We start from the raw sequence: 18,846 nt of genomic DNA on the forward strand, positions 1-18,846 counted from the left end.
AGGACTCCTACTGCTGGATGGCGGTGGATGTGATGAGAGCGGGGTAGTGCCGCAGACCTAGCCGGTCGACCAGGTCGTCCGCCGGCGCCGGCAATATCTGAAGTCCTTTTCCCCAGGCACGGATTTCCGTCAGACGCGCTTCGCTGGCCACGTTCACTGCCAGGCCCACGGCTTGGAGGCCTCGGAGCTCGTCGCCTCGCTCTTTCAGCCAGGTTCGAGACAGCGTGTCGTCGCCGACCAGGAACAGAGGTTGCAGGCCTGGGGCGTTGATGGCGCGCCCCTGAACCTGGCCTGGCGAAAGGCGTACCGAGCGAACTGGAAACGCACCTGAGCCACGGACACCCAGGTCGCCAGGTCCTGGTGTGGCAGCGGATGGCTGCGGATCCAGGCCCTGGTAGTAGGGGAGCGCCGAGGCGCCGCCGAGGTCTTCGACAACGATCAGCCCGGCGGCCCAGGCTTGAGTCGCGAACGCCGTGCAAAATGCCAGCGTGGCAAGGATCTTCTTCATGGATTGGTCACCAGTAGGTTGACGCCGAGGACTTGGCTAAGGTGGCGGGATACCGTCCTACGGTATTTGGCGGCAGGCGCGCCGCCGGCGGGGCGGTGGTAGCGGCCGGCAACTTGGATCCAGTCCACCGGTCTTCCCGGGGCGGATGCATACAGGGCGTCCCGCTGCTCGATCAGGATGTCGGAGGTGGCGTCCAGGTTCTTGTACGGATCCAGGGACTCGCAGGGGCTGGAGAAACGATGTCCGTTCCAGCCGATGTTGACCTGGCCGAGGCCGGAATCGACGCTCTTGGCCCCGTAGAGGTTGATTGCCGCGAGTAGCGCTGTGCAGGCGGCGGTGCGGGTCGCGTAGTAGTAGGATTTCCCGGCGACGTTCAATGTCCAGGGCCAGGGAACGTATTCGCCGCGCAGCAGGACCTTGCTCTCGGTCAGCGCGACCGAGTAGAGCACCTCGGCCGGAACCCCTTTGGGCAGGGCGATCTGCTTGTACGCCGGCGGTGGATCCACGGCGGCCTGAGCGATGTTGACCAGGGCCAGCAGGGTGGCCAGTTGGAGGGCTCGAACTACAGACGTTGCCATCGGCCGTTCACCTCCTGTACCAGGGCGGGAAGGGCCCCGCCCACTCCCAGGGCCATCCAGCGGCCCTCGTCATGATTGAGCGTGATCTGCTTGCTGCGAACCTTCTTCGGGTCGATGCCGGCGAGGATTGCCCAGTGCCGCACTCGCTCTGCGTCGTTCTGGCTACCGACGAAGTAGAGGTCGAACTCCTTGTTCTGCTGTTGCAGGTCGCGGACCCGCTGGATGCAGGCGGTGCAGTTGTCCTGGACGAACAGGGCCAGGCGCCCGCTGCTCTGCAACGCTGGGCTCATGTTCGGCGCGCCCGACGGGTTGGCCGCGCTGCTTTCGGTGAGGCGGATCACCCCCTCGCCTGGATAGGCGCGGGCGAAGGCTTCGTCGTATGCGCGCTGGTAGGCGAGTTCCTTCTCGACCCGGCGCCGTTCGGCCTGGACCTGTAGATCGGCATACCGCCGCCGTTCCTCTGCCGATCGTGCCTCGATGCCCAGCGCAGTCAGCGGGTCAATGCCAGGCGAGTACACGCCCCGGGGGCCTTGCATGAGCGTCTGGTAGCGGGTCCAGTCCTGTTGGTTCAGTCCCCACTCCTGGGCCAGGTCGCTCTGAGATGTCTGTTGTTTCAGCGTGCCGAGTTGGCTACCGGACAGCTGGCTGCTGGTCTCTCGGCTTGCCGCAGCCTCCTGGCCGACTGCGGGATAGCTCAGCAGCAGCACCAGGCCGGACAGGAGCGATACGGTTCTGATCATGGGCGGGGTCCTATGGTTGGATGCGAACGCTGCGCGAGGCGCCGGCGACGTCGAAGTGCGCGGTACGATCGTCAAGGTCGGTCAGTCGCCAGGTCGTGCCGGCGACGGCATCGCCTTGGCGAATGAGGTAGATCTGGCTGAGCTGGGTGGATCCCGGAGGTGCAACCGACAGAAACCGTTCGCCCCCGCGATACTCCACGCCAAGGATCGAGAAGGGCGGAGGCTCCATCGGTTTGGGTTTCGGCTTGGGCTTGGCGGGTATGGGGCGTTTGGGCGCTGGCACGATCAGCGGCGGCGCCTTGGTCTGCTTTTCTTGAAGCGTGCGGACAGAACCGTCCAGTGTCTCCACGGTTGCCTTGAGCACCAAGAGGTCGCCGGCCGAGGCGGTGGTCTGAGCCAGGTTCTCGACGGCATCGGAGGCCTGCTTGGCGAACGCCTGCGCGGCGTCAATGCGGTTGGACAGCGCCTGCTGGCCTGAGCGGAAGTCCTCGTTGCTGACCAGGTGCTGTCCATCCACGGCGTCGAGGCGCTCGTCGACTCGATTCAAGCGAGCCAGGATCGCCTCTAGCGAGGTCTTTTCCGCAGCACTGTCCACGCTTGATCGGAGCTGAGTGAGTTGGTACTGCTGGTAGCCCAGCAGGCCGGCCATTGCTGTCAAGCAGAGGCCAAGAATCATGGATGCAGGGGATGGGCGTTTCATGGGTGTCCTCGCGCGAAGCCAGAGACACCCTCTCAGACAGCCTCCATTGAGGCAGTAGGAAATACTCGGTGAGTGGGGGTGGGATTTTTTTGGATAGAATTCTGGCGAATCGCCGGGCCTGATGCGCTATGCGAAGATCAGTCGATTCTGGGTGCCCTTCACACGCACCTAGGCTGTGTCATTTCTGCTTAACACTGCTTTGAGGAAGCCTCAGGCCATGAATACAGACCTTCCCCAGCTCGAACAAACCATCATCGATATAGCGCGCCAGGAACTGGCCGCCGTGGCTGCTTTTTATCGCAAGAGGGAGGCAGGGATTGAGAGCGCGCACTTCGATGAGGCATGGAGCGAATACCTGGCTCGCTACCATGCACTGAGTACGCTTTTGGTGCTCGGCCAGTTGCCTAATAGCGGAATGAGCGAGGAGGGTGCCCGAACTCTACGGGAGATCGAAGCTGAGTACGTTGCGCTTCGAGTCTCGGCCAATTGAGCCTATGCGTTCGCAGCTACCAGCTATTCGGTTGAGTTCTTGCTAGCCAGGCGTCTGTACTCCCTCATCGTGTCGAGATACGCCCTGTGTCGTTCAGGGTCAGAGCGAAGGTGGTCGCGCCATCGGGCGCGGTAGGCTCGATCATACGCCCGGATACGCTCTCGCCAATGCTCCATCTGTTCCGGTGTCATCAGGTCGAGGCGGGCGCGCCTCCGCGCTAGAATTTCTGCTCGGTTCATCGCATAGCGCAGTGCCTGGTAATGCCTGATGGCCGTGCGGTTTTCAGGTTTCATCCGCCAACGGGCATTTGCGCCTCGGCGGATTTGCCTGACGCGCTCGGCTAGGTCAGGATCGTCGGCCATGCGTTCAACCAGGCGCTGATACCTCTGCTGATTGAACTGAGGGTCAGCTGCACGCCTGTGGTAACGTTCGATGTCCTGGCCACGGCGTTTGGCTTTATGGCAGGTGTCAGAGCATGTGACGCTCCGCGGGCGGGTCGACGGTACCTTTTCCCCGCAAACAATGCACTCCGGCCGCTGGCAGTATGAGCACTCTCGCCACCCGCGTTGCGTCAACAGCGCCTGGGCAAGAGTCTCACGGCGCCCGCAATTGCACTCTACGAGCCAGCCGGGCTGCTCCTTGCCAAATTTTACCCGGCCATTCTCCCGTACAACAAAGAGACGGCCGAAGCGCTGACCTGTTAGATCAAGGGCTGCAGGCATCCAAGGTCTTCCTGTGCTCGGTCTCTGTTTCTCTCCGCAGTTTCTCACAAAAAGAAACCCCGCAGTTTAGCGGGGTATTCAGCTTGCTATTAGATTTCGACGAGTCAGTCTACATCCCTATCGATTGCATCACCATATACACGGATGCCATGCTGGTTGACTTCGCCGCATATCGAGATGATTCTATTGATTTGGATGTCGATGTTGTAACAAAGCACGCGAACAACTTCATCTTCGTCTGAGTGAGTACGGCGGACATATCTTGCCAAACCTTCCGCCTGCTTGCTGAGCATCTCTGTTTGAAAGACTATTTGCGATAGCACCTCAGAAACGACGCCATCTAAAGACTCCCGCAGCTCCGGATGCTTTCTCCAAGCGGCGACCAGCGCTACCTGGGCATCGCCAAAGTTTTTTTGTTGATTGCTCATCTTTTTTCCCTCTAGAAGTCATTCCTCGGGATAAGAGAATCTATCCCGGAAAATCTTCATCAGTCGACTGTGATACCGATCGCCGCCGAGCATCGCATGATTTATATACGCCGTGTGTAGCATGAGGTTTGCTATGCGGTGCCACCAGCCGAAATCTGTGAAAAGATCACCAGTGTTGGCTTTTTTCCAAGGAGCCTGTTGTTCCTTTAAGTATCCTTCTTCGTGAGCTGTGCCCTCACCATCCAGGTGCATTCTGATCCATTCGCGAAGCTCTGAATTGATCTTGCTGGCAAAGCCAATTGCAGCTCTTGTTTGATCGTCGGTTAGTTTTTCAATGTCGGCTTCTTCCCAAGTTTGAATAAACTTGTTTGCCTCTTTAATTGAACGGGCGATGATGTAGTTTTCGTCCATCTCTTCACCTTCCATTGATGTTGGGATATGGAGTCGCTGTGCTGAGAAAGCAAGCTGTTCTGCGTGCAGGGTATCGCTTACCGAAAGTTTCGGCAGCAAGAGAGTGAGGTTGCCCCTACGGGGCTGTTTTAAAACGTCAGTCAGGGGAGGGGGCTTCCATCAACCTGATGGTCGATTGATCGCGCTTCCGGAAGCTGGTGCGACCTAGGGAGTGATCTACACGGTAATCCGTGCTGTAGCCTCGCAGATCACGGCTACTGGAGGGGTGCCGACAACGTCAGCAGCTCACGGCTCAAAGGATGGACAGGCGGAAGTTTAAAGTCAACAACACGCTGCAATGGCTTGAAGGGCTCAGGTAAATACCCGCTTGGCAAGTTCAATGCCACGCCGGCAACTGCTGAGGGTCTTATTCACGGCTTGGGGAGTGATACCTGTCTTCCGGGCAGCATCGGTAGGCTTGAGACCATTTACCAACACCAGTCGGGCAGCATCCTCGCCAGGACCTCCGCGCAGGCGCATCAACTCAGCAAGGGCTGAAAACTGCTCTTCCGTCATGCGCGACTTGGCCCCGGGAGTAAGCCGGCAATGCAGGTCAACAGTCGCTGGGCGCCGGCCTGGCTTGATATATCGTTGCTGACCATATCTCCGCCAGCCGCTGCGGCCAGGCGACGCATGAATCCCATGGCAGCGCGATCAATCTCGGGACCAACGTAGAGCACATCAATCACGCCACGAAACTGGGCGGCGACTTCGAGAGCCGATTTCTCGTTGTCAGGTTGGCCATCACTGATGACGAGAGTCACACCGGGATTGAATTGCAAGGCTGCTCGCAGGGCCGCGGTCATGTTGGTACTGCTCTCCGGCTCAGGGATGTGCTGGACTTCCCGTGGCTGGTCGCTGAAGGCGATCAATCTCGCCGGTTGGCGTTCCAGGGCTGCGTCTACAGCTTCGCGCAATACGTCGATCTTGCGTCGCTGGCCCCAGGCAGTACATCCCATTGATGCGGAGATGTCGGCCAGGATGATGACCTCGCCTTGCCGACGGTCCAGTCTCGCTTGGTGTGTGGCTACCCGGCCAGTGGTGGCGGGCAGTGTTTTGCTGGCCTTGGCGATGAGCTGTTGCAGGGGGTTGATCAGTTCATTGGACATATTTCGGCGCCTCGTGCCACCGTAGTTCTATCGAAATTTATCGCCCGTACAGCCACGCAAACTTCACGAGCCCAAGGCTGCAAGGAGGGAGTGAGCTTGGCCAGGGCTGGCGAGGTCCAGATCTGATCCGTGGCCTCGGCATAGTCAATCAGGTGCCACTTCACGTCAGTGCCGGTGGAGCCGAGATTCACCTGGAGGCGGGGACCTGATACTCGTCGTGTCCAGTCGCTGGTTTTCCAGACTAACGTCAGCTCTTGAGGCGGTCTCCCAATCAGATAGGCAACTTGCTCTAGATATCGGCGCAGCAACTCGGTGCGTTTTGATCGCATCTTTTCGTCAGCGACGGCCTTGCTTGCAGCTTCTGCTACTCGCTCGGCTTGTTGAATTTCATATTGGCGGGCCCGTTCGGCGCCCCGAAGGCGAGCATCGATCTTCTCCCTTTCGGTGGCCAGCGCTTCGGCGAAAGCTGCTTGCAGCGCTGGATTGCGCCGGGCCGCCTCTTTTGCAATGGCGATGGCCAGCTCGACGAGTTGGTCATCACTCAGGCCGCTGAAGTCCAACTCATCCATAGCTGACATCGCACTGGGGACTATTCATGCTTTTGCCTGGTCGATTTCGTCGTCAGTCAACTGCCATACGGCATTCGCTACCCGTCGCGCTGAACCAAACCGCTCCAGAAGTGTGACCGCGAGGAGGTGCGTCTGGGCCGTCGTAATTCTCTTGTAACACGGCCTGCGGTAGGTCGCTTGCGAGTGGGCTTCGATTGTCGAGAGCACGGTATCGGCGATGCCAATGATTTTCTCGTTACCCAGTTCCTCTCCTACCTGGCGGGCTAGATGCACCACCTGGGCACACTCCAGGGCGAGCTGAGTCCACTCTAGGTTGGCATCTTGTGTCCAGCGGCTGGTTTCAGCTCGCTTGAGCGATTCTGCTGCGTAGTCACGGTGCCAAGTCTTTTCGTAGGCCATGTCTTTCTCGGCAGGGGCGTTGGAGGTTGGGTTGATAGCCCAACGTTGGGTTTGAGGTTATCCCTTTAAAGGGATATGTTCAAGCAGGCTGATTGGGCAGGCAGATGCTCTATCTCCCACCAGGCGGTAGTAGAATTAGATTTTTCCTACGGAGGCCTGATATGTGGGTGGTTCGACTAGAGCAAGGGTGGACGCTGAAGCTGGATCGCCAGATCGGCAATTCGGGTAAACATGGACTTTGGTCCTTCCACTGTTCGGAGAGTACCTACGCACCGAGTCCTACTGAGCTATTGCGTACAGCTGCGCTTCTGCCTGCAGAGCCGAAACAGGGGCAGATGATTGAAGTAAGTATTTGCGATAGCCGCCAGGCGCCGGAAGATTGGAGATTCATTGGAAAGGGTGTGGCTACAGAGGAATTCGGCTAGGTTGACTGAAAGGCTATTCCTAGGAATTAAGCTATGACGAATTGCTCCCTTGATGCACTTGAAGAATATTGAGAAAAGTGGTTAAGGTTTCTTGGTTGTATCAAGCTTGTAAAACTGCTTTATAACCATAAGGGGGTTATTATGACTGGTGAAAACAGTCTTCTCGAGAGGATGGTTGATGGTAAGTTGGGGCCAGGCTCAGATATTGGTCCTGCCGATTCGCAAATAGAGGGTACTTACCGGCGGGGCTATCACCAAGCTATGGCGGAGGTTGCATATTACCTGAAGAATGGGGGAACCTTGTCCGCGGCTTCACTGAATGATTGGGTGAGCGAGGACCTTCGTCGCTGGCGACAGGGGAAGGATAACGCCCCGATTCATCGCCAGATACTTCCTCCTGCAATTCCTGGCAGCCGATAGCCGATAGTTGAACTAAGCCTACCCGGTCCGCTGAGGCTCTATGAGGTGTGCCCCTTGGTTGCGAACATTGCCGACCGCGCGGTCGACGCGATACCAGGTGAACACTTCTGGAGCCTCACCTTCCTGTAACACCATCTGTTCTGCCCGTTCGGGCGGGGTTGCCCCATCGACCCACTCCCTTGCTAGCTCTGGAGAAAGAACGACGGGCCGCCGGTCATGTACATCGACCATTCCGCCCTGGGCATCAGCCGTGATGATAACGAAGCCATGGCGTTCTTCCTGCTGTCTGTCCAGTTCAGGGAACTGGCCGATCGTTGCGCAGAGGACGGCGGCACCATCGGCACGCTGAATGAAGTAGGGCTGCTTCCTTGCTCCTCCCTCGTCCACCCACTCGAACCAGCCGTCGATCGGGGTGATCGCCCTGTGCTTCCAGACTGCGCTGTAGAAGCGCGAATGGGCGACTTTCTCGGCTCGGGCATTGATCGGTGCGGCACGGTCCTGGGCCCAGAACGGTCGCCAACCCCATCGGACGAGCTGGGCTACCAGATCCTCGCCGACCAGGCGAAGGATGGCGACCTGTGTTGAAGGGGCTACGTTGTAGCGTTCGAGTGGTTCACCATCGGTCAGGTCCAGAAATGGCCAGTCGGCCATCAATTGAGCGTACTCTCTCGCGCCCTGGTACTGAGCTACTCTTCCGCACATAGCGCACCGTGCCTCCGTCTGTCGGATCTTGGCCTACCTGCATTGTAGGCAAATCCTGTCAGCGTCTACTGTATAAACAGACAGTATACAGAGGTTTTCATCCCATGCCCGTTACTATCCTCGGCCCAGTCGCTGGGTCTGGGGCTTCCTTGCGCCTGTATTCCAGCAAGGTGTCGGCCGGCTTCCCAAGTCCGGCGCAGGATCACCTGGAGCGGGAGATCTCGCTTGATGAGATTCTGCAGATTCGAGCGCCTCACACGTACCTGGTACGCGCCGGCGGCGACAGCATGATTCGCGCTGGCATTCATGACGGCGACCTCATGGTGGTGGATCGATCCCGAGAAGCTGAGCCAGGAGACATCGTGATTGCAGCGGTGAACGGCGAGCCTACCGTGAAACGCTTGGCGAAGGATGGGAGCCAGGTGGTGCTGCGCGCCGAGAATCCTCGGTACGCGCCCAGGTACATCCTGGAAGGGGATGAGTTGCTGGTTTGGGGCGTGGTGCGCTACAGCGTGAGGTGTCATGAGCATGGCTGACCGCGCCATCGCCCTGATTGACTGCAACAGCTTCTACGCGAGCTGCGAGCGGGTGTTTCGACCGGACCTGGCACGGACCCCAATCGTTGTGCTGTCGAACAACGATCTGAGGGATTGCTTCCGTTAGTAAATGAATTACAGTCCGCACCACCTTGATAGAAGCCTGAGAAATTACATTCCAGCCTCTGAAGGGGAGTCATCTGGATGGTGTTTAAGGCTGTGAAATGAGGCTGGTGTTCGCAACAAAAGACCTTGCTGTAGCGGGTCGATCATTCGAAGGTTTCCCTCTGTTGGTTGGCGCCGACGGTTGGCCAGTGGAGCCGGCGCAATCTTTCCTTTGGCACACGCTAGTCGAGTCAGGTGAGGCACTCAGTGCTCTGACGTGGGAGGCCTATGGACGCCGTCTGTTCGACTACTTCGCCTTCCTCGAGGCCAATGGTCTGGCCTGGAATGAGGAGAGTCAGGCAGATGGCCTGAGCGTCCTGTCGCGGTATAGAGACTGGTCGAGCGGTGAGTTGGAACTAGATCCCAGCACTCTGAACAAGCGACTGAACCTAATTGTGAGGTTCTACCAATGGGCCAAGCAGCGTGATCTGATCGCAGCGCTGCCCTTTGGCGAGCGAAGGGTCAGAGCGACTCCGCATTCCGGCTTCCTCAGTCACGTAGCTCGTCCTAACGCCGAGAGTACGAAGCCCTCAGTGATGGTGCGAGAGCGTAAGCGATTGACCAAATTCCTGACCAAAGATCAGGCTAAGGTTTGCCTCGCCCTCGATGCCGATCCAAGTCACCGGATCTTGTTCCATCTGATGGTTCGCACTGGTCTTCGCTCCTGCGAGGCGCGCACTTTCCCTTTCAAGTACGTCTTTAATCCTCGGCTGAAGAAGGGCCTCCGCCCTGGGCAAATGATCAGCGTGGCTCTCGAGCCATCGGACATGCATCTCAAGTACGGCCGCCCTCGAACAATTGACGTGCCTTGGTCGCTGATGGAGGAAATGTGGTCGTACACGCTTCATGAGCGCGAAGTACGGAAAGCGGCCGGCAACGGGCGCGCCACGGCCTTGGTGCTGACAAGGGAGGGGCGGCAGTACACGAAAGACTCCATCGTCGACGTGATGAAGGCGTATGAGCGCAAGTGCGGATTTTATGTTAGGGCCCACATGCTTCGTCATACCTATGGGACTTATACCCTTCTTGCCCTGAGGAAAAGCCGAGACTTTAAAGGAGAGCCATTGCTCTATGTCCGAGACAGGATGGGACACTCCGACGTTCAAACAACGATGGTGTACCTGCATCTCATTAATCAGCTAGAGGCTCAGTCTGTCCTTGCTCATGAAGACGAGATAGACATGATGTTTATGGCCGTCTCTACTCCAAGCATCTGAGGTACTACTGTTGGCCCGAAAGAAAAACTATAAAGCTGAAATGCAATCGGTCACTAAAGGATTCGAGACCGTAGAGAATGAGCTTAGAATCGATCTTCCGAAAAATCCCCGGAATGTAACTAAGATTGATCACTCTCAGTACATTGGGTTTGGCTTTGACGCATGGGCTATTCAGAGTATTCATGTAATCAGAGCACTGGTCAATGGAGGGAATTTCTCCCTGGCCACTCTTGTAGGGTACTCCAGCAATGGCCTTCGATATTTCATGGCCTTCCTGAAAAGCGGAACGATTGATTCTCCGCCGTCAACCCCGAACAGCCTGACCAAGCGGCATCTTGAGCGATATGTTTCGTGGCTTAAGCTCAAGTATCCAAACGGGTCAACTGCGAAGAACTATTACACGTCGCTGAAGTCATTGATCATCAGCCTAATTGAATACGGATTCGTTGAGGCGGATAAAGATGATCTACTTCCAGCCGTTCCTTTCCCCCATACCGCGAAATCGACCAATGACGCGAAGCCGCTCAGTCTCTCGGAAATGCAGGGGCTCATCACTGCGCTAAAGTCAGATTTAGTAGCCATTCATAAGGGCTTATTCTCTGGAAATGACGCCGAAGCAATGACGGTCTTATTGCTGATTACTGCGGCCAGATCTGGAATTAACACTACGCCGCTTCTGGAAATGTCTAGAGATGCACTCCAGCCGCATCCATTCATCCCCAATCTTCGGCTCTTGAACACCGTAAAAAGACGCGGCAAGGGTGCTCAGAGCAAAACCATTCGACAAACTGAACTGCATGACGGATATAACCCAATTCCTTTAGATGGGGTGGCTGTTGTAAATAAGGCTTTGGCAATTTCTGAGCCACTGGTTGGGTTTGCGCCTGAAAAGCTTAAGTCGCATGTTTGGCTTTACCGCGCCGGACAGAATGGGCATGGTCATAGGGTAGTCGCGCTGGCTTCCAGTACGCTATTTCAATCAACAAAGAGTATCTGTGCGCGGCATGCTTTGAAGGACGATCAGGGCCAACCGCTGATCGTTAATCTCAGTCGTCTTCGAAAGACTATGGAAAGTAGGCTTTGGAAGCTCAGCGGCGGCGACCTACTGGAGGTGTCCGCTGTGATGGGCCATTCCCCTAGCGTTGCTGATAACCACTATTTGAAGATAAATGACGAGATCAAGGTTGAGGGTGCCACCTTCGTAGGGGAAGCATTCACCGATCAGCTGCGTGGCATCAACGTCACACCGACACCCCCAGGAGGTTGCAAAGATAGCCTCTATGGAAGCCTGGCACCCAAAGATGGCGTTACCCATTGTTCCGAGTTCATTCATTGCTTGACATGTCCTAGTTACGCAATTGTAGGGACTCTCGGAGACTTGTATCGACTGTTCAGCTATCAGCAGTTTTTGCACGCTGAGATGGAGTATTTTTTAACAGATGAGTGGGCGGCATGGCGGAAACGCCAGGGCGATTTCATCAGGCTTATTGACGAGTTTACGTCTCGAAAATTCAAGATTGAACTGATCGAAGCGGCTAAAGCCAAAGCGAAAGCGTCCCCTCATCCGTTCTGGGGATGCAAGATTGAGTTTATGAGGAAAGTTCGAGGTGACGCTCTTGTCGGCTAATCGGAACTCTAGGGCCGCCCTTAAGGCCTATGATGTGCTATTCGCGCAACCTGTAACTGCCTCGGGCCTCAGCAAGGCTGAGCGTGATGCGATAGTTATTAGTGCCATTGTTAATGATCGTGGCGAAACTCTTGTATTAAGCCGCTTTGGCGATGCTCGCTGGGATCTTCGACCTTTCTTTGATCAATCTAACGTAAACGAGGGGCACAAGTACGTCAGTTGGGATTTTAATCTCCCACCTGAGATGATTGATGACTGCAAAGCAGTTGCGTATGCATGGTTCAAGAGAGGGCTTCCAGGGTCAAAGCCACCTGTCGCACGGGGTATTACAACTCTCGTCAGTGCCAGTGTCATTCCATTTATTCGTTGGCTTAGCGATTTAGAGCTTGAACGATTTTCCGATGTTCGGCCCATACACATTAGTAATTATATTCACCATTGCAAGTCAGAGTCGTTAAGACCAATGCCTCTTTATTCCAGGCTGCGGATAATTGACTTTTTATGGATATTCTCTGCCGAAACCCTTTCCCCTCTTCAGTGTTTTCCGTGGGGGGACTCGTCCCTGTGGCGAGTCAGCGGAATTGGAGAAGCAAGGGGTACTTCGGCTGCCAATAAGAATACGGGTAGAACGGATATAATTCCGCCAGATGATCAGGCGAAGATCTTCAACTATTGCGAGCAGATCGTTCATAAGACGAAAGAAGATCTGAAAGCCACCGGAATTGACACTTTCACTCGCCGCAGCCCCAAAATGATTCGTTGCCGCGATGCTGTTTTGTACATTGCATCCATTACCAGTGGCATGCGTAACGAAGAGGTCATCGGGATTGAAGTCGGTGCGTGGCGAAAAGAGGTAGTGGATGGCGTTACTTACTGCTGGGTAACCACGACCGAGCATAAAACGGGAAAGGGACGAGTCGACTATCTTGTCCCTGAGCTTACGCTGGATGCGTTGAATCTCTTCGCCATGTGCTCAACCCCCATGAGAAGGGAGCTCGAGGCGGAGTTGAGTGACCTTGAACTGTCATGCAATTCAGTTGACTCCGCTGATCTTTTGCTTCGATTGGAGAAAGCCAGAAAGGACTCGAAGAGACTGTTCCTCTGCTTGAATGGGTACGGCAACAAAGCCGAACGTGTTGGACACATCGAAGTGCTCAGCGCCGCAGGTTCCAATGAAGCCTTCAAGCGCGTCGCAAAAGCGGCTGGAAGTGATTGGCCATTGCGGACTCACCAGTGCCGTCGCACCTATGCCCGGTGCTTCGTTGAGTCTCGCATGGGGCGTACCTCGCTCGTCTTCCTCAAGTGGCAGTTCAAACACAGCAGTATGAGCATGACTCAGCTCTATGCCTCCAACCCCCTACAGGATCTCACCCTGTTCGATGAAATCCTCCAACAGATGACGGAATTCAAGATCGATCTCATCGAGTCGTGGTTGGATGATCAGCCACTTGCTGGAGGGGCGGGTGAGAGGATCATGGAGCTACGTGCCATTCCGATCAAAGATCGGAGTGCCTTGCTGGCCCAGACAGCCCCCCATGCAAACATTCGAGCGACTGGTCATGGCTGGTGCATCGCGACAGAACGGGGCTGTGGTGGGGCTGGTTTGTATGAGGCAACCCGTTGTCCTGGCTGCAAACACTCTGTGATTGACGAGACCTTTGCCACCACGTGGCAGGGGATCTACTCGCATCAGCTGGAGCTGATGGAAATCGACGATGCCGGGCCGGCTGTAAGGCAACGGGCAAAACGTGATATGCAGGTCGCATTCGACGTAATCAGCAGCCTTGGCCTGTCTCCTTTGGACGCTCGCGACAGTGACCCAACGCGAACTTGAAGGTGCCGACTTTGACCAATAAGCCAACTGCGCAACGATCCTCCGGACGCTCCAGACAGAAGACCTCGGAGATGCTCGATAAGGTCATCGACGGCATCCTTTCAACAAACGGAAAGCTGTCCATTTCTGGCGTAGCGAAAGCGGCAGGGGTCACTCCAGGTCTCATCCACAACACCTACCCAGCCGTGGCTGAACGCATTCGTGGTCTGATGGGGAAATCAGTCCGAGCACAGCGCGATTCGAAGCACCAAGCATTGTTGAAGGAGAGGGAGCTGAACAGAGCATTGCGCGCGGAGAACGCACAGCTAAGCCAGGATCTGGCTCGACTGGCCTCAGTGAATCAGACCCTGATTCTCGAACTAGCTCAACTGAAGGGCGTAGCCACTGGTAAGGTGGTTCTTCTGAGCAGTAAGCCGGCTTCCTAGCAGCGCTGGGGTGTGCCTCACCTCACTGTCCAGAGCTGATCTAACCGTGTGGTATAGCTTGGGCCGAGCATTTCCCGACACATCCCCAGTCAGGAGTCACCGGCACCCCGCCCAGGCGGAGCGTGCCTCGACCCCACTTGGAATTGATCCGATCCATCACCTGCATGACCTTCTCAGAGGCGACGGGCTGTACGGCGGCGATCACGATGTCACGAGAGCGACCGAGCAGATTGTCTCCATGCGCGACAAGGCTGACGCAATCCTAGTGGCGGAAACCGTCAAGAAGATTGAACAACTGGGCGCCACGGCGGCAGGCCGTGGCGAAGCGAAGCGCAGCCCGGCTGTCCGCCTGCAAGGTAGATATGTGCTACTCGACCAGATGCAACGTGGGCCCGCCCCACTGATGCACAAGGGCAAATAGCAGTACCAACCTAGGGCCTTTGCAAGTGCTCCTTTGCCCAGTCAGCGGCGCTCAATGAGCGCCGCTCTTTCCACCTTCAGACCGACAAACAGAGAGCCCTGACAAACGGGAAATCGTGGGCTAACGCGCGAAGTGCGGGCGGTCACTTGCTCGCTTGCAGCGAAACGATCAGCGGACAGCTCACTGTCCCTTGGCTCGCGCAACAGTCATCAACCAGCTGCGCCAAGACCGACTCGATCCGCTGAAGATCCGCGAGTTTCTCACGCACATCCTCAAGCTTCTGCTCGGCGAGCACACGCGCTTCGTCGCAGTGCGCGCCGTCGTCCAGTCGCAACAGTCCGGCCACTTCATCAAGGCTAAAGCCCAGCCGTTGCGCGGACTTCACGAATCTCACCCGTGCGACATCCGCCTCGCCATAGCGGCGAATGCTGCCGTAGGGCTTGTCCGGTTCGGGTAACAGCCCCTTGCGTTGATAGAACCGAATGGTTTCCACGTTAACCCCGGCTGCCTTGGCAAAGGCGCCGATGGTCAGGCTTTCCACCGCGTTGTGCATGCCGCTTGACCCCGTACCTAACTACGGAAATAACCTTAACCCATCGATCAACCACTCGGAAGGATGAACGTATGTCTGAATCGCGAAATGGGCGCGGTGCACTCCTCACTGGAGGTCTGGCGGCAATCCTCGCGTCCACGTGCTGCCTGGGGCCGCTGGTGCTGATCGCCTTGGGCTTCAGCGGTGCCTGGATCGGCAGCCTCACCGTTCTGGAACCTTACCGCCCGTTCTTCATTGGCGCGGCACTGGTTGCGCTGTTCTTCGCTTACCGGCGCATTTTCCGCCCGGCTCAAGTCTGCATACCCGGTGAGGTCTGCGCTGATCCCCAGGTAAGCACCATCTACAAGCTCGTTTTTTGGGTCGTGACGGCCTTGGTGCTGGTCGCGCTCGCTTTCCCCTACATCCTCCCCTTGTTCTACTAATCAGGAGTTGGTCATGAAAAAGCTGCTTGCCGCTCTCGCCCTCATTGCCGTGGTTTCCCCAGTGTGGGCCGCCTCCCAAATCATCACCCTGTCGGTGCCGGGCATGACCTGCGCCGCTTGCCCAATCACGGTGAAGAAAGCGCTGACCAAGGTCGAGGGCGTGACCAAGGCCGAGGTGAGTTATGAGAAGCGCGAAGCCATCGTCACCTTCGACGATGCCAAGACCAGTGCGCAGGCGCTGACCAAGGCGACAGAGGACGCCGGCTACCCGTCCAGCGTCAAGCAATAGGCGGGCATTCCGATGGCAAATTCTTTCAATCTGTTCACACGGATCGGTGACAAAGCCGGTTCCGTCGGCGTGCTGGTTTCCGCCATAGGTTGCGCCTCGTGCTTTCCCGCCCTTGCCAGCCTGGGCGCCACGATCGGACTGGGCTTTTTGAGCCAATGGGAAGGCCTGTTCATCACCACGCTGTTGCCGTTGTTTGCCGGCGTGGCTCTGCTCGTCAATGCCCTCGGCTGGTTCAGTCACCGGCAGTGGCGACGCGCTGCGCCTGGCCTGATCGGCCCGGCCCTGGTGCTGGTAGCGGTGTTTTTGATGCTGGCTCACGGCTGGCGGAGCGGCTGGCTGCTCTATATCGGCCTGGCCGTCATGTTTGGGGTGTCCATCTGGGACTTCGTGTCGCCCGCGCACCGCCGTTGCTCCCCGGCGTCCTGTCCGACGCCGCCAAACCAGTGAACCTGACAAGAGACGATTCAATGAGTAACGTTATGACCGAACTGAAAATCATTGGCATGACCTGCGCATCCTGTGTCGTGCATGTGAAAGAGGCCTTGGAGAAGATTCCGGGCGTGCATCGGGCGGATGTTTCCTACGCCAGTGGGAGGGCCGAATTGAAGGTCGACGAGGCCGTAAGCCGTGAACAAATGCAGGCCGCCGTCGAGGCCCTGGGGTATCGAGCGGCGTTCGAAGACATCACGCTACCTACCCGTCCCGGCCTGCTCGATAAGGCACGGGGCTGGCTGAGCGGTGGCACTGACGCCGGGAAAGAGGGTGACAGGCTTCACGTGGCGGTTATCGGCAGTGGTGGCGCCGCCATGGCGGCCGCGCTCAAGGCGGTAGAAAGGGGGGCCCGCGTCACCCTGATCGAGCGCGGCATCATCGGCGGCACCTGCGTCAACGTCGGCTGCGTGCCCTCCAAGATCATGATTCGCGCCGCGCACGTGGCCCATCTGCGCCGCGAAAGTCCGTTTGATGGCGGACTGCCCGCCACGCCGCCGCTTGTCTTGCGCGAACGGTTGCTCGCCCAGCAACAGGGTCGTGTCGACGAACTGCGCCACGCCAAGTACGAAGGCATTCTGGAAAGCACCCCAGCCATCACCGTGCTGCGTGGCTCCGCCCGCTTCCAGGACAGCCACACGCTCAGTGTGGAACTGGTCGAGGGGGGCGAGCGCATCGTGACCTTCGACCGCTGCCTGATTGCCACCGGCGCCAGTGCGGCCGTGCCGCCGATTCCCGGACTGCAAGATACCCCCTTTTGGAACTCGGAAAAGGCGCTGGCAAGCAGCAGTATTCCGCAACGGCTCGCCGTGATCGGCTCATCCGTGGTGGCCTTGGAGCTGGCGCAAGCCTTTGCCCGGCTGGGTAGCCGCGTCACCATCCTGGCGCGCAACTCGCTGTTCTTCCGTGAAGATCCGGCCATCGGCGCAGCGCTGACGGCGGCCTTCCGCCTGGAGGGCATCGAAGTGCTGGAACAGACGCAAGCCAGCCAGGTGGCCCATGCCAACGGCGAGTTCGTGCTGACCACCAAGCACGGTGAAGTGCGGGTCGACCAACTGCTCGTCGCCACCGGACGCACGCCCAACACCCACGGCCTGAACCTGGAAGCGGCCGGCGTGCAGCTGGATGAACGCGGTGCCATCCAGATCGACCAGGGCATGCGCAGCAGCAAAGCGGATATTTATGCGGCCGGCGACTGCACCAACCAGCCGCAGTTCGTCTATGTCGCGGCGGCGGCCGGCAATCGCGCGGCGATCAACATGACCGGCGGCGAGGCAATGCTCAATCTCGACACCATGCCGGCCGTGGTGTTCACCGATCCGCAGGTGGCCACCGTCGGCTTCAGCGAAGCGGAAGCGCACCAAGCCGGCCTCGAAACCGACAGCCGCACCTTGACCCTGGACAACGTGCCGCGCGCTCTGGCGAACTTTGACACACGGGGGTTCATCAAGCTGGTCGCCGAAACGGGCTCGGGCCGACTGCTGGGCGTGCAGGCAGTGACCCCGGAAGCGGGCGAGCTGATTCAGACGGCCGCCCTCGCCATCCGCGCCCGGATGACGGTGCAGGAACTAGCCGACCAATTGTTCCCCTACCTGACCATGGTCGAGGGCCTGAAGCTCGCGGCGCAAACCTTCAGTAAGGACGTGAAGCAATTGTCCTGCTGCGCCGGGTAAAGAATGCGAGGTGCAAACATGAACATTAAGACTAATGAACTCGGCAGGGGTGACAGCCTGCGCCAGACATGGCAGGTGATCAGCTTCTGGGGGCTGCCTGCCGTTGTCGCGACGCTAACCATTCTTCTGGCAGATCGACACCCCACGCTATTCCTGGCCGCAAGCGCCGCGCTGGCGGTGATGGGTGGCGCCTGCCTGGTCAATGCCGCACGCTGCCGCCGACTTCACTGCTACCTCACGGCGCCGTACTTCCTGTTGCTCGCGCTCGGCGGGCTGCTGGCTTATGGCTTCGACCCGCATGGCGAGCAGTTCTCCAGACTGTGGCTATTGCTGGCACTGGGGGCGGCACCCTTGCTCATCTGGCTGCCCGAGCGCCTGGCCGGCCGAAAGTACCTTGGCGCTCCAGGGTGCGGAGAAGGCCGGGAGTGTCGGTGATGTAGGCCCTCTCAGCAGCCCTGATTGGCCGGGAACGCTTCGGTCTCCGTAATAGTGCTGCGAGCCAAGGACGTTATGCGAGGACTCCGTGTGCTTTTCGGTTTCGCCTGCTCTTCCGAACAACCGAACGACTCCAGCCGACAACAGATGTGCACGCTCATGAAGTTCATTCAAAGTTTTTTGGGGCCTCGCGGCCCCAGGGACACGACATTCGAGGCGGGCAGCTAGTTGGCCGCATGGGGGTGGGTCGGACTGAAAAGCCCTGATTTAGGCTGCGAAGGACGAAAAATTGTTAGCGTAACAATATCGTTAAATATCAATATGTTATGCACTACTAACTGTTAGCGTCATTCAGATACAACGACGGCTGTGTCATCGCGCGCAGCGCGGATGCCAAGCCGCATGTCGCCATGGGAGAGCCCTACTTCAAGATACGGAACAAGCTTCAGCGCCTGGGTATTCGCGCGTTCTCCAGCAACTACGCGCTGTATTAAGTTAGGTGGAATGCTTTTGAGCTAGG

General features: G+C 57.7%; 23 protein-coding genes and 3 pseudogenes. 13 read left to right on the plus strand and 13 right to left on the minus strand.

Going from position 1 to position 18,846, the window contains the following annotated elements; all coding sequences use genetic code 11:
- Positions 1-7: 7 nt before the first annotated feature.
- Genes HMPREF3014_RS09360 through HMPREF3014_RS09375 form a run of 4 tightly spaced genes read right to left on the minus strand, consistent with a single transcriptional unit; the run spans position 8 to position 2,526 of the window.
- Entirely contained in the window at positions 8-508 is a 501-nt protein-coding gene (locus HMPREF3014_RS09360; protein WP_012076862.1) for an integrating conjugative element protein, read from the minus strand.
- Entirely contained in the window at positions 505-1,086 is a 582-nt protein-coding gene (locus HMPREF3014_RS09365; RefSeq protein ID WP_015648301.1) for a hypothetical protein, read from the minus strand. The genes HMPREF3014_RS09360 and HMPREF3014_RS09365 overlap by 4 nt, the downstream gene beginning before the upstream one ends.
- Entirely contained in the window at positions 1,071-1,826 is a 756-nt protein-coding gene (locus tag HMPREF3014_RS09370) for a TIGR03759 family integrating conjugative element protein (RefSeq protein ID WP_023093051.1), read from the minus strand. The genes HMPREF3014_RS09365 and HMPREF3014_RS09370 overlap by 16 nt, the downstream gene beginning before the upstream one ends.
- 10 nt (positions 1,827-1,836) lie before the next feature.
- Positions 1,837-2,526, minus strand: coding sequence for a hypothetical protein (locus tag HMPREF3014_RS09375; RefSeq protein WP_023093050.1), 690 nt, complete (start codon positions 2,524-2,526; stop codon positions 1,837-1,839).
- A 217-nt stretch (positions 2,527-2,743) separates the two neighbouring features.
- On the opposite strand from HMPREF3014_RS09375, the gene HMPREF3014_RS09380 reads away from it, so the two are divergent.
- Positions 2,744-3,016, plus strand: coding sequence for a hypothetical protein (locus tag HMPREF3014_RS09380; protein WP_003125312.1), 273 nt, complete (start codon positions 2,744-2,746; stop codon positions 3,014-3,016).
- Between the two features lie 826 nt (positions 3,017-3,842).
- Here HMPREF3014_RS09380 and HMPREF3014_RS33260 read toward each other — a convergent pair.
- The 7 genes from HMPREF3014_RS33260 to HMPREF3014_RS09405 all read right to left on the minus strand — a co-directional run bounded on the left by HMPREF3014_RS33260 (position 3,843) and on the right by HMPREF3014_RS09405 (position 8,240).
- Entirely contained in the window at positions 3,843-4,166 is a 324-nt protein-coding gene (locus HMPREF3014_RS33260) for a hypothetical protein (RefSeq protein WP_003158159.1), read from the minus strand.
- A gap of 18 nt (positions 4,167-4,184) precedes the next feature.
- A complete protein-coding gene (locus HMPREF3014_RS09385) occupies positions 4,185-4,577 on the minus strand; it encodes a hypothetical protein (protein WP_021205795.1) in 393 nt (130 codons plus the stop codon).
- A gap of 351 nt (positions 4,578-4,928) precedes the next feature.
- A complete protein-coding gene (locus tag HMPREF3014_RS35380) occupies positions 4,929-5,132 on the minus strand; it encodes a TrfB-related DNA-binding protein (RefSeq protein ID WP_071533911.1) in 204 nt (67 codons plus the stop codon).
- Complete coding sequence (locus HMPREF3014_RS09390; protein WP_021205794.1) at positions 5,129-5,725, minus strand: vWA domain-containing protein; 597 nt, start codon at positions 5,723-5,725, stop codon at positions 5,129-5,131. Before HMPREF3014_RS09390 ends, HMPREF3014_RS35380 begins: the two co-directional genes overlap by 4 nt.
- A complete protein-coding gene (locus HMPREF3014_RS34640) occupies positions 5,710-6,294 on the minus strand; it encodes a hypothetical protein (RefSeq protein WP_044265603.1) in 585 nt (194 codons plus the stop codon). The genes HMPREF3014_RS09390 and HMPREF3014_RS34640 overlap by 16 nt, the downstream gene beginning before the upstream one ends.
- Before the next feature lie 24 nt (positions 6,295-6,318).
- Complete coding sequence (locus tag HMPREF3014_RS09400) at positions 6,319-6,693, minus strand: hypothetical protein (RefSeq protein WP_003158163.1); 375 nt, start codon at positions 6,691-6,693, stop codon at positions 6,319-6,321.
- Between the two features lie 863 nt (positions 6,694-7,556).
- Entirely contained in the window at positions 7,557-8,240 is a 684-nt protein-coding gene (locus HMPREF3014_RS09405; RefSeq protein ID WP_003158165.1) for an SOS response-associated peptidase family protein, read from the minus strand.
- Positions 8,241-8,344: 104 nt separating this feature from the next.
- Between HMPREF3014_RS09405 and HMPREF3014_RS09410 the strand changes: the two genes are divergently transcribed.
- The 6 genes and pseudogenes from HMPREF3014_RS09410 to HMPREF3014_RS09430 all read left to right on the plus strand — a co-directional run bounded on the left by HMPREF3014_RS09410 (position 8,345) and on the right by HMPREF3014_RS09430 (position 14,044).
- Positions 8,345-8,776, plus strand: a complete 432-nt coding sequence (locus tag HMPREF3014_RS09410) for a LexA family protein (RefSeq protein WP_003158166.1) — start codon at positions 8,345-8,347, stop codon at positions 8,774-8,776.
- Positions 8,763-8,882, plus strand: a pseudogene (locus HMPREF3014_RS33280) (hypothetical protein); the annotation flags it as partial. The gene HMPREF3014_RS09410 and the pseudogene HMPREF3014_RS33280, both read left to right, overlap by 14 nt.
- 118 nt (positions 8,883-9,000) lie before the next feature.
- On the plus strand, positions 9,001-10,158 hold the full coding sequence (locus HMPREF3014_RS09415) for a tyrosine-type recombinase/integrase (RefSeq protein ID WP_010794485.1): 1,158 nt from the start codon (positions 9,001-9,003) through the stop codon (positions 10,156-10,158).
- 10 nt (positions 10,159-10,168) lie between these two features.
- Positions 10,169-11,785, plus strand: coding sequence for a hypothetical protein (locus tag HMPREF3014_RS09420; RefSeq protein ID WP_010794484.1), 1,617 nt, complete (start codon positions 10,169-10,171; stop codon positions 11,783-11,785).
- Positions 11,766-13,619 (plus strand): site-specific integrase, encoded by a 1,854-nt coding sequence (locus HMPREF3014_RS35040; protein ID WP_010794483.1) that lies wholly within the window; start codon positions 11,766-11,768, stop codon positions 13,617-13,619. The genes HMPREF3014_RS09420 and HMPREF3014_RS35040 overlap by 20 nt, the downstream gene beginning before the upstream one ends.
- Before the next feature lie 71 nt (positions 13,620-13,690).
- Positions 13,691-14,044, plus strand: a complete 354-nt coding sequence (locus HMPREF3014_RS09430) for a hypothetical protein (protein ID WP_008567186.1) — start codon at positions 13,691-13,693, stop codon at positions 14,042-14,044.
- Positions 14,045-14,061: 17 nt separating this feature from the next.
- Here the strand turns inward: HMPREF3014_RS09430 and HMPREF3014_RS33285 are convergent.
- Both HMPREF3014_RS33285 and merR read right to left on the minus strand, forming a co-directional pair.
- Positions 14,062-14,249: pseudogene (locus HMPREF3014_RS33285) on the minus strand (DUF4113 domain-containing protein); the annotation flags it as partial.
- Positions 14,250-14,607: 358 nt separating this feature from the next.
- Entirely contained in the window at positions 14,608-15,018 is a 411-nt protein-coding gene (merR, locus tag HMPREF3014_RS09440; RefSeq protein ID WP_008567182.1) for an Hg(II)-responsive transcriptional regulator, read from the minus strand.
- A gap of 71 nt (positions 15,019-15,089) precedes the next feature.
- Between merR and merT the strand changes: the two genes are divergently transcribed.
- The 6 genes and pseudogenes from merT to HMPREF3014_RS35045 all read left to right on the plus strand — a co-directional run.
- A complete protein-coding gene (merT, locus tag HMPREF3014_RS09445; RefSeq protein ID WP_008567181.1) occupies positions 15,090-15,440 on the plus strand; it encodes a mercuric ion transporter MerT in 351 nt (116 codons plus the stop codon).
- 13 nt (positions 15,441-15,453) lie between these two features.
- Positions 15,454-15,729, plus strand: coding sequence for a mercury resistance system periplasmic binding protein MerP (gene merP, locus HMPREF3014_RS09450; RefSeq protein ID WP_008567180.1), 276 nt, complete (start codon positions 15,454-15,456; stop codon positions 15,727-15,729).
- 12 nt (positions 15,730-15,741) lie between these two features.
- Positions 15,742-16,176, plus strand: a complete 435-nt coding sequence (gene merC / locus HMPREF3014_RS09455; RefSeq protein ID WP_008567179.1) for an organomercurial transporter MerC — start codon at positions 15,742-15,744, stop codon at positions 16,174-16,176.
- A gap of 32 nt (positions 16,177-16,208) precedes the next feature.
- On the plus strand, positions 16,209-17,891 hold the full coding sequence (gene merA / locus HMPREF3014_RS09460; protein WP_008567178.1) for a mercury(II) reductase: 1,683 nt from the start codon (positions 16,209-16,211) through the stop codon (positions 17,889-17,891).
- Between the two features lie 18 nt (positions 17,892-17,909).
- Positions 17,910-18,326, plus strand: a complete 417-nt coding sequence (locus HMPREF3014_RS09465) for a hypothetical protein (RefSeq protein WP_008567175.1) — start codon at positions 17,910-17,912, stop codon at positions 18,324-18,326.
- A gap of 359 nt (positions 18,327-18,685) precedes the next feature.
- A pseudogene (locus HMPREF3014_RS35045) lies at positions 18,686-18,817 on the plus strand (DNA polymerase V subunit UmuC); the annotation flags it as partial.
- Positions 18,818-18,846: the final 29 nt, after the last annotated feature.

The sequence above is a fragment of the Pseudomonas sp. HMSC065H01 genome (assembly GCF_001815235.1).
Taxonomy (GTDB): domain Bacteria; phylum Pseudomonadota; class Gammaproteobacteria; order Pseudomonadales; family Pseudomonadaceae; genus Pseudomonas; species Pseudomonas aeruginosa.

Coding starts and splice junctions, on each gene's coding strand:
- HMPREF3014_RS09360 (WP_012076862.1), bottom strand. CDS start 508: ATGAAGAAGATCCTTGCCACGCTGGCATTTTGCACGGCGTTCGCGACT.
- HMPREF3014_RS09365 (WP_015648301.1), bottom strand. CDS start 1,086: ATGGCAACGTCTGTAGTTCGAGCCCTCCAACTGGCCACCCTGCTGGCC.
- HMPREF3014_RS09370 (WP_023093051.1), bottom strand. CDS start 1,826: ATGATCAGAACCGTATCGCTCCTGTCCGGCCTGGTGCTGCTGCTGAGC.
- HMPREF3014_RS09375 (WP_023093050.1), bottom strand. CDS start 2,526: ATGAAACGCCCATCCCCTGCATCCATGATTCTTGGCCTCTGCTTGACA.
- HMPREF3014_RS09380 (WP_003125312.1), top strand. CDS start 2,744: ATGAATACAGACCTTCCCCAGCTCGAACAAACCATCATCGATATAGCG.
- HMPREF3014_RS33260 (WP_003158159.1), bottom strand. CDS start 4,166: ATGAGCAATCAACAAAAAAACTTTGGCGATGCCCAGGTAGCGCTGGTC.
- HMPREF3014_RS09385 (WP_021205795.1), bottom strand. CDS start 4,577: ATGGACGAAAACTACATCATCGCCCGTTCAATTAAAGAGGCAAACAAG.
- HMPREF3014_RS35380 (WP_071533911.1), bottom strand. CDS start 5,132: ATGACGGAAGAGCAGTTTTCAGCCCTTGCTGAGTTGATGCGCCTGCGC.
- HMPREF3014_RS09390 (WP_021205794.1), bottom strand. CDS start 5,725: ATGTCCAATGAACTGATCAACCCCCTGCAACAGCTCATCGCCAAGGCC.
- HMPREF3014_RS34640 (WP_044265603.1), bottom strand. CDS start 6,294: ATGGATGAGTTGGACTTCAGCGGCCTGAGTGATGACCAACTCGTCGAG.
- HMPREF3014_RS09400 (WP_003158163.1), bottom strand. CDS start 6,693: ATGGCCTACGAAAAGACTTGGCACCGTGACTACGCAGCAGAATCGCTC.
- HMPREF3014_RS09405 (WP_003158165.1), bottom strand. CDS start 8,240: ATGTGCGGAAGAGTAGCTCAGTACCAGGGCGCGAGAGAGTACGCTCAA.
- HMPREF3014_RS09410 (WP_003158166.1), top strand. CDS start 8,345: ATGCCCGTTACTATCCTCGGCCCAGTCGCTGGGTCTGGGGCTTCCTTG.
- HMPREF3014_RS09415 (WP_010794485.1), top strand. CDS start 9,001: ATGAGGCTGGTGTTCGCAACAAAAGACCTTGCTGTAGCGGGTCGATCA.
- HMPREF3014_RS09430 (WP_008567186.1), top strand. CDS start 13,691: ATGCTCGATAAGGTCATCGACGGCATCCTTTCAACAAACGGAAAGCTG.
- merR (WP_008567182.1), bottom strand. CDS start 15,018: ATGCACAACGCGGTGGAAAGCCTGACCATCGGCGCCTTTGCCAAGGCA.
- merT (WP_008567181.1), top strand. CDS start 15,090: ATGTCTGAATCGCGAAATGGGCGCGGTGCACTCCTCACTGGAGGTCTG.
- merP (WP_008567180.1), top strand. CDS start 15,454: ATGAAAAAGCTGCTTGCCGCTCTCGCCCTCATTGCCGTGGTTTCCCCA.
- merC (WP_008567179.1), top strand. CDS start 15,742: ATGGCAAATTCTTTCAATCTGTTCACACGGATCGGTGACAAAGCCGGT.
- merA (WP_008567178.1), top strand. CDS start 16,209: ATGACCGAACTGAAAATCATTGGCATGACCTGCGCATCCTGTGTCGTG.
- HMPREF3014_RS09465 (WP_008567175.1), top strand. CDS start 17,910: ATGAACATTAAGACTAATGAACTCGGCAGGGGTGACAGCCTGCGCCAG.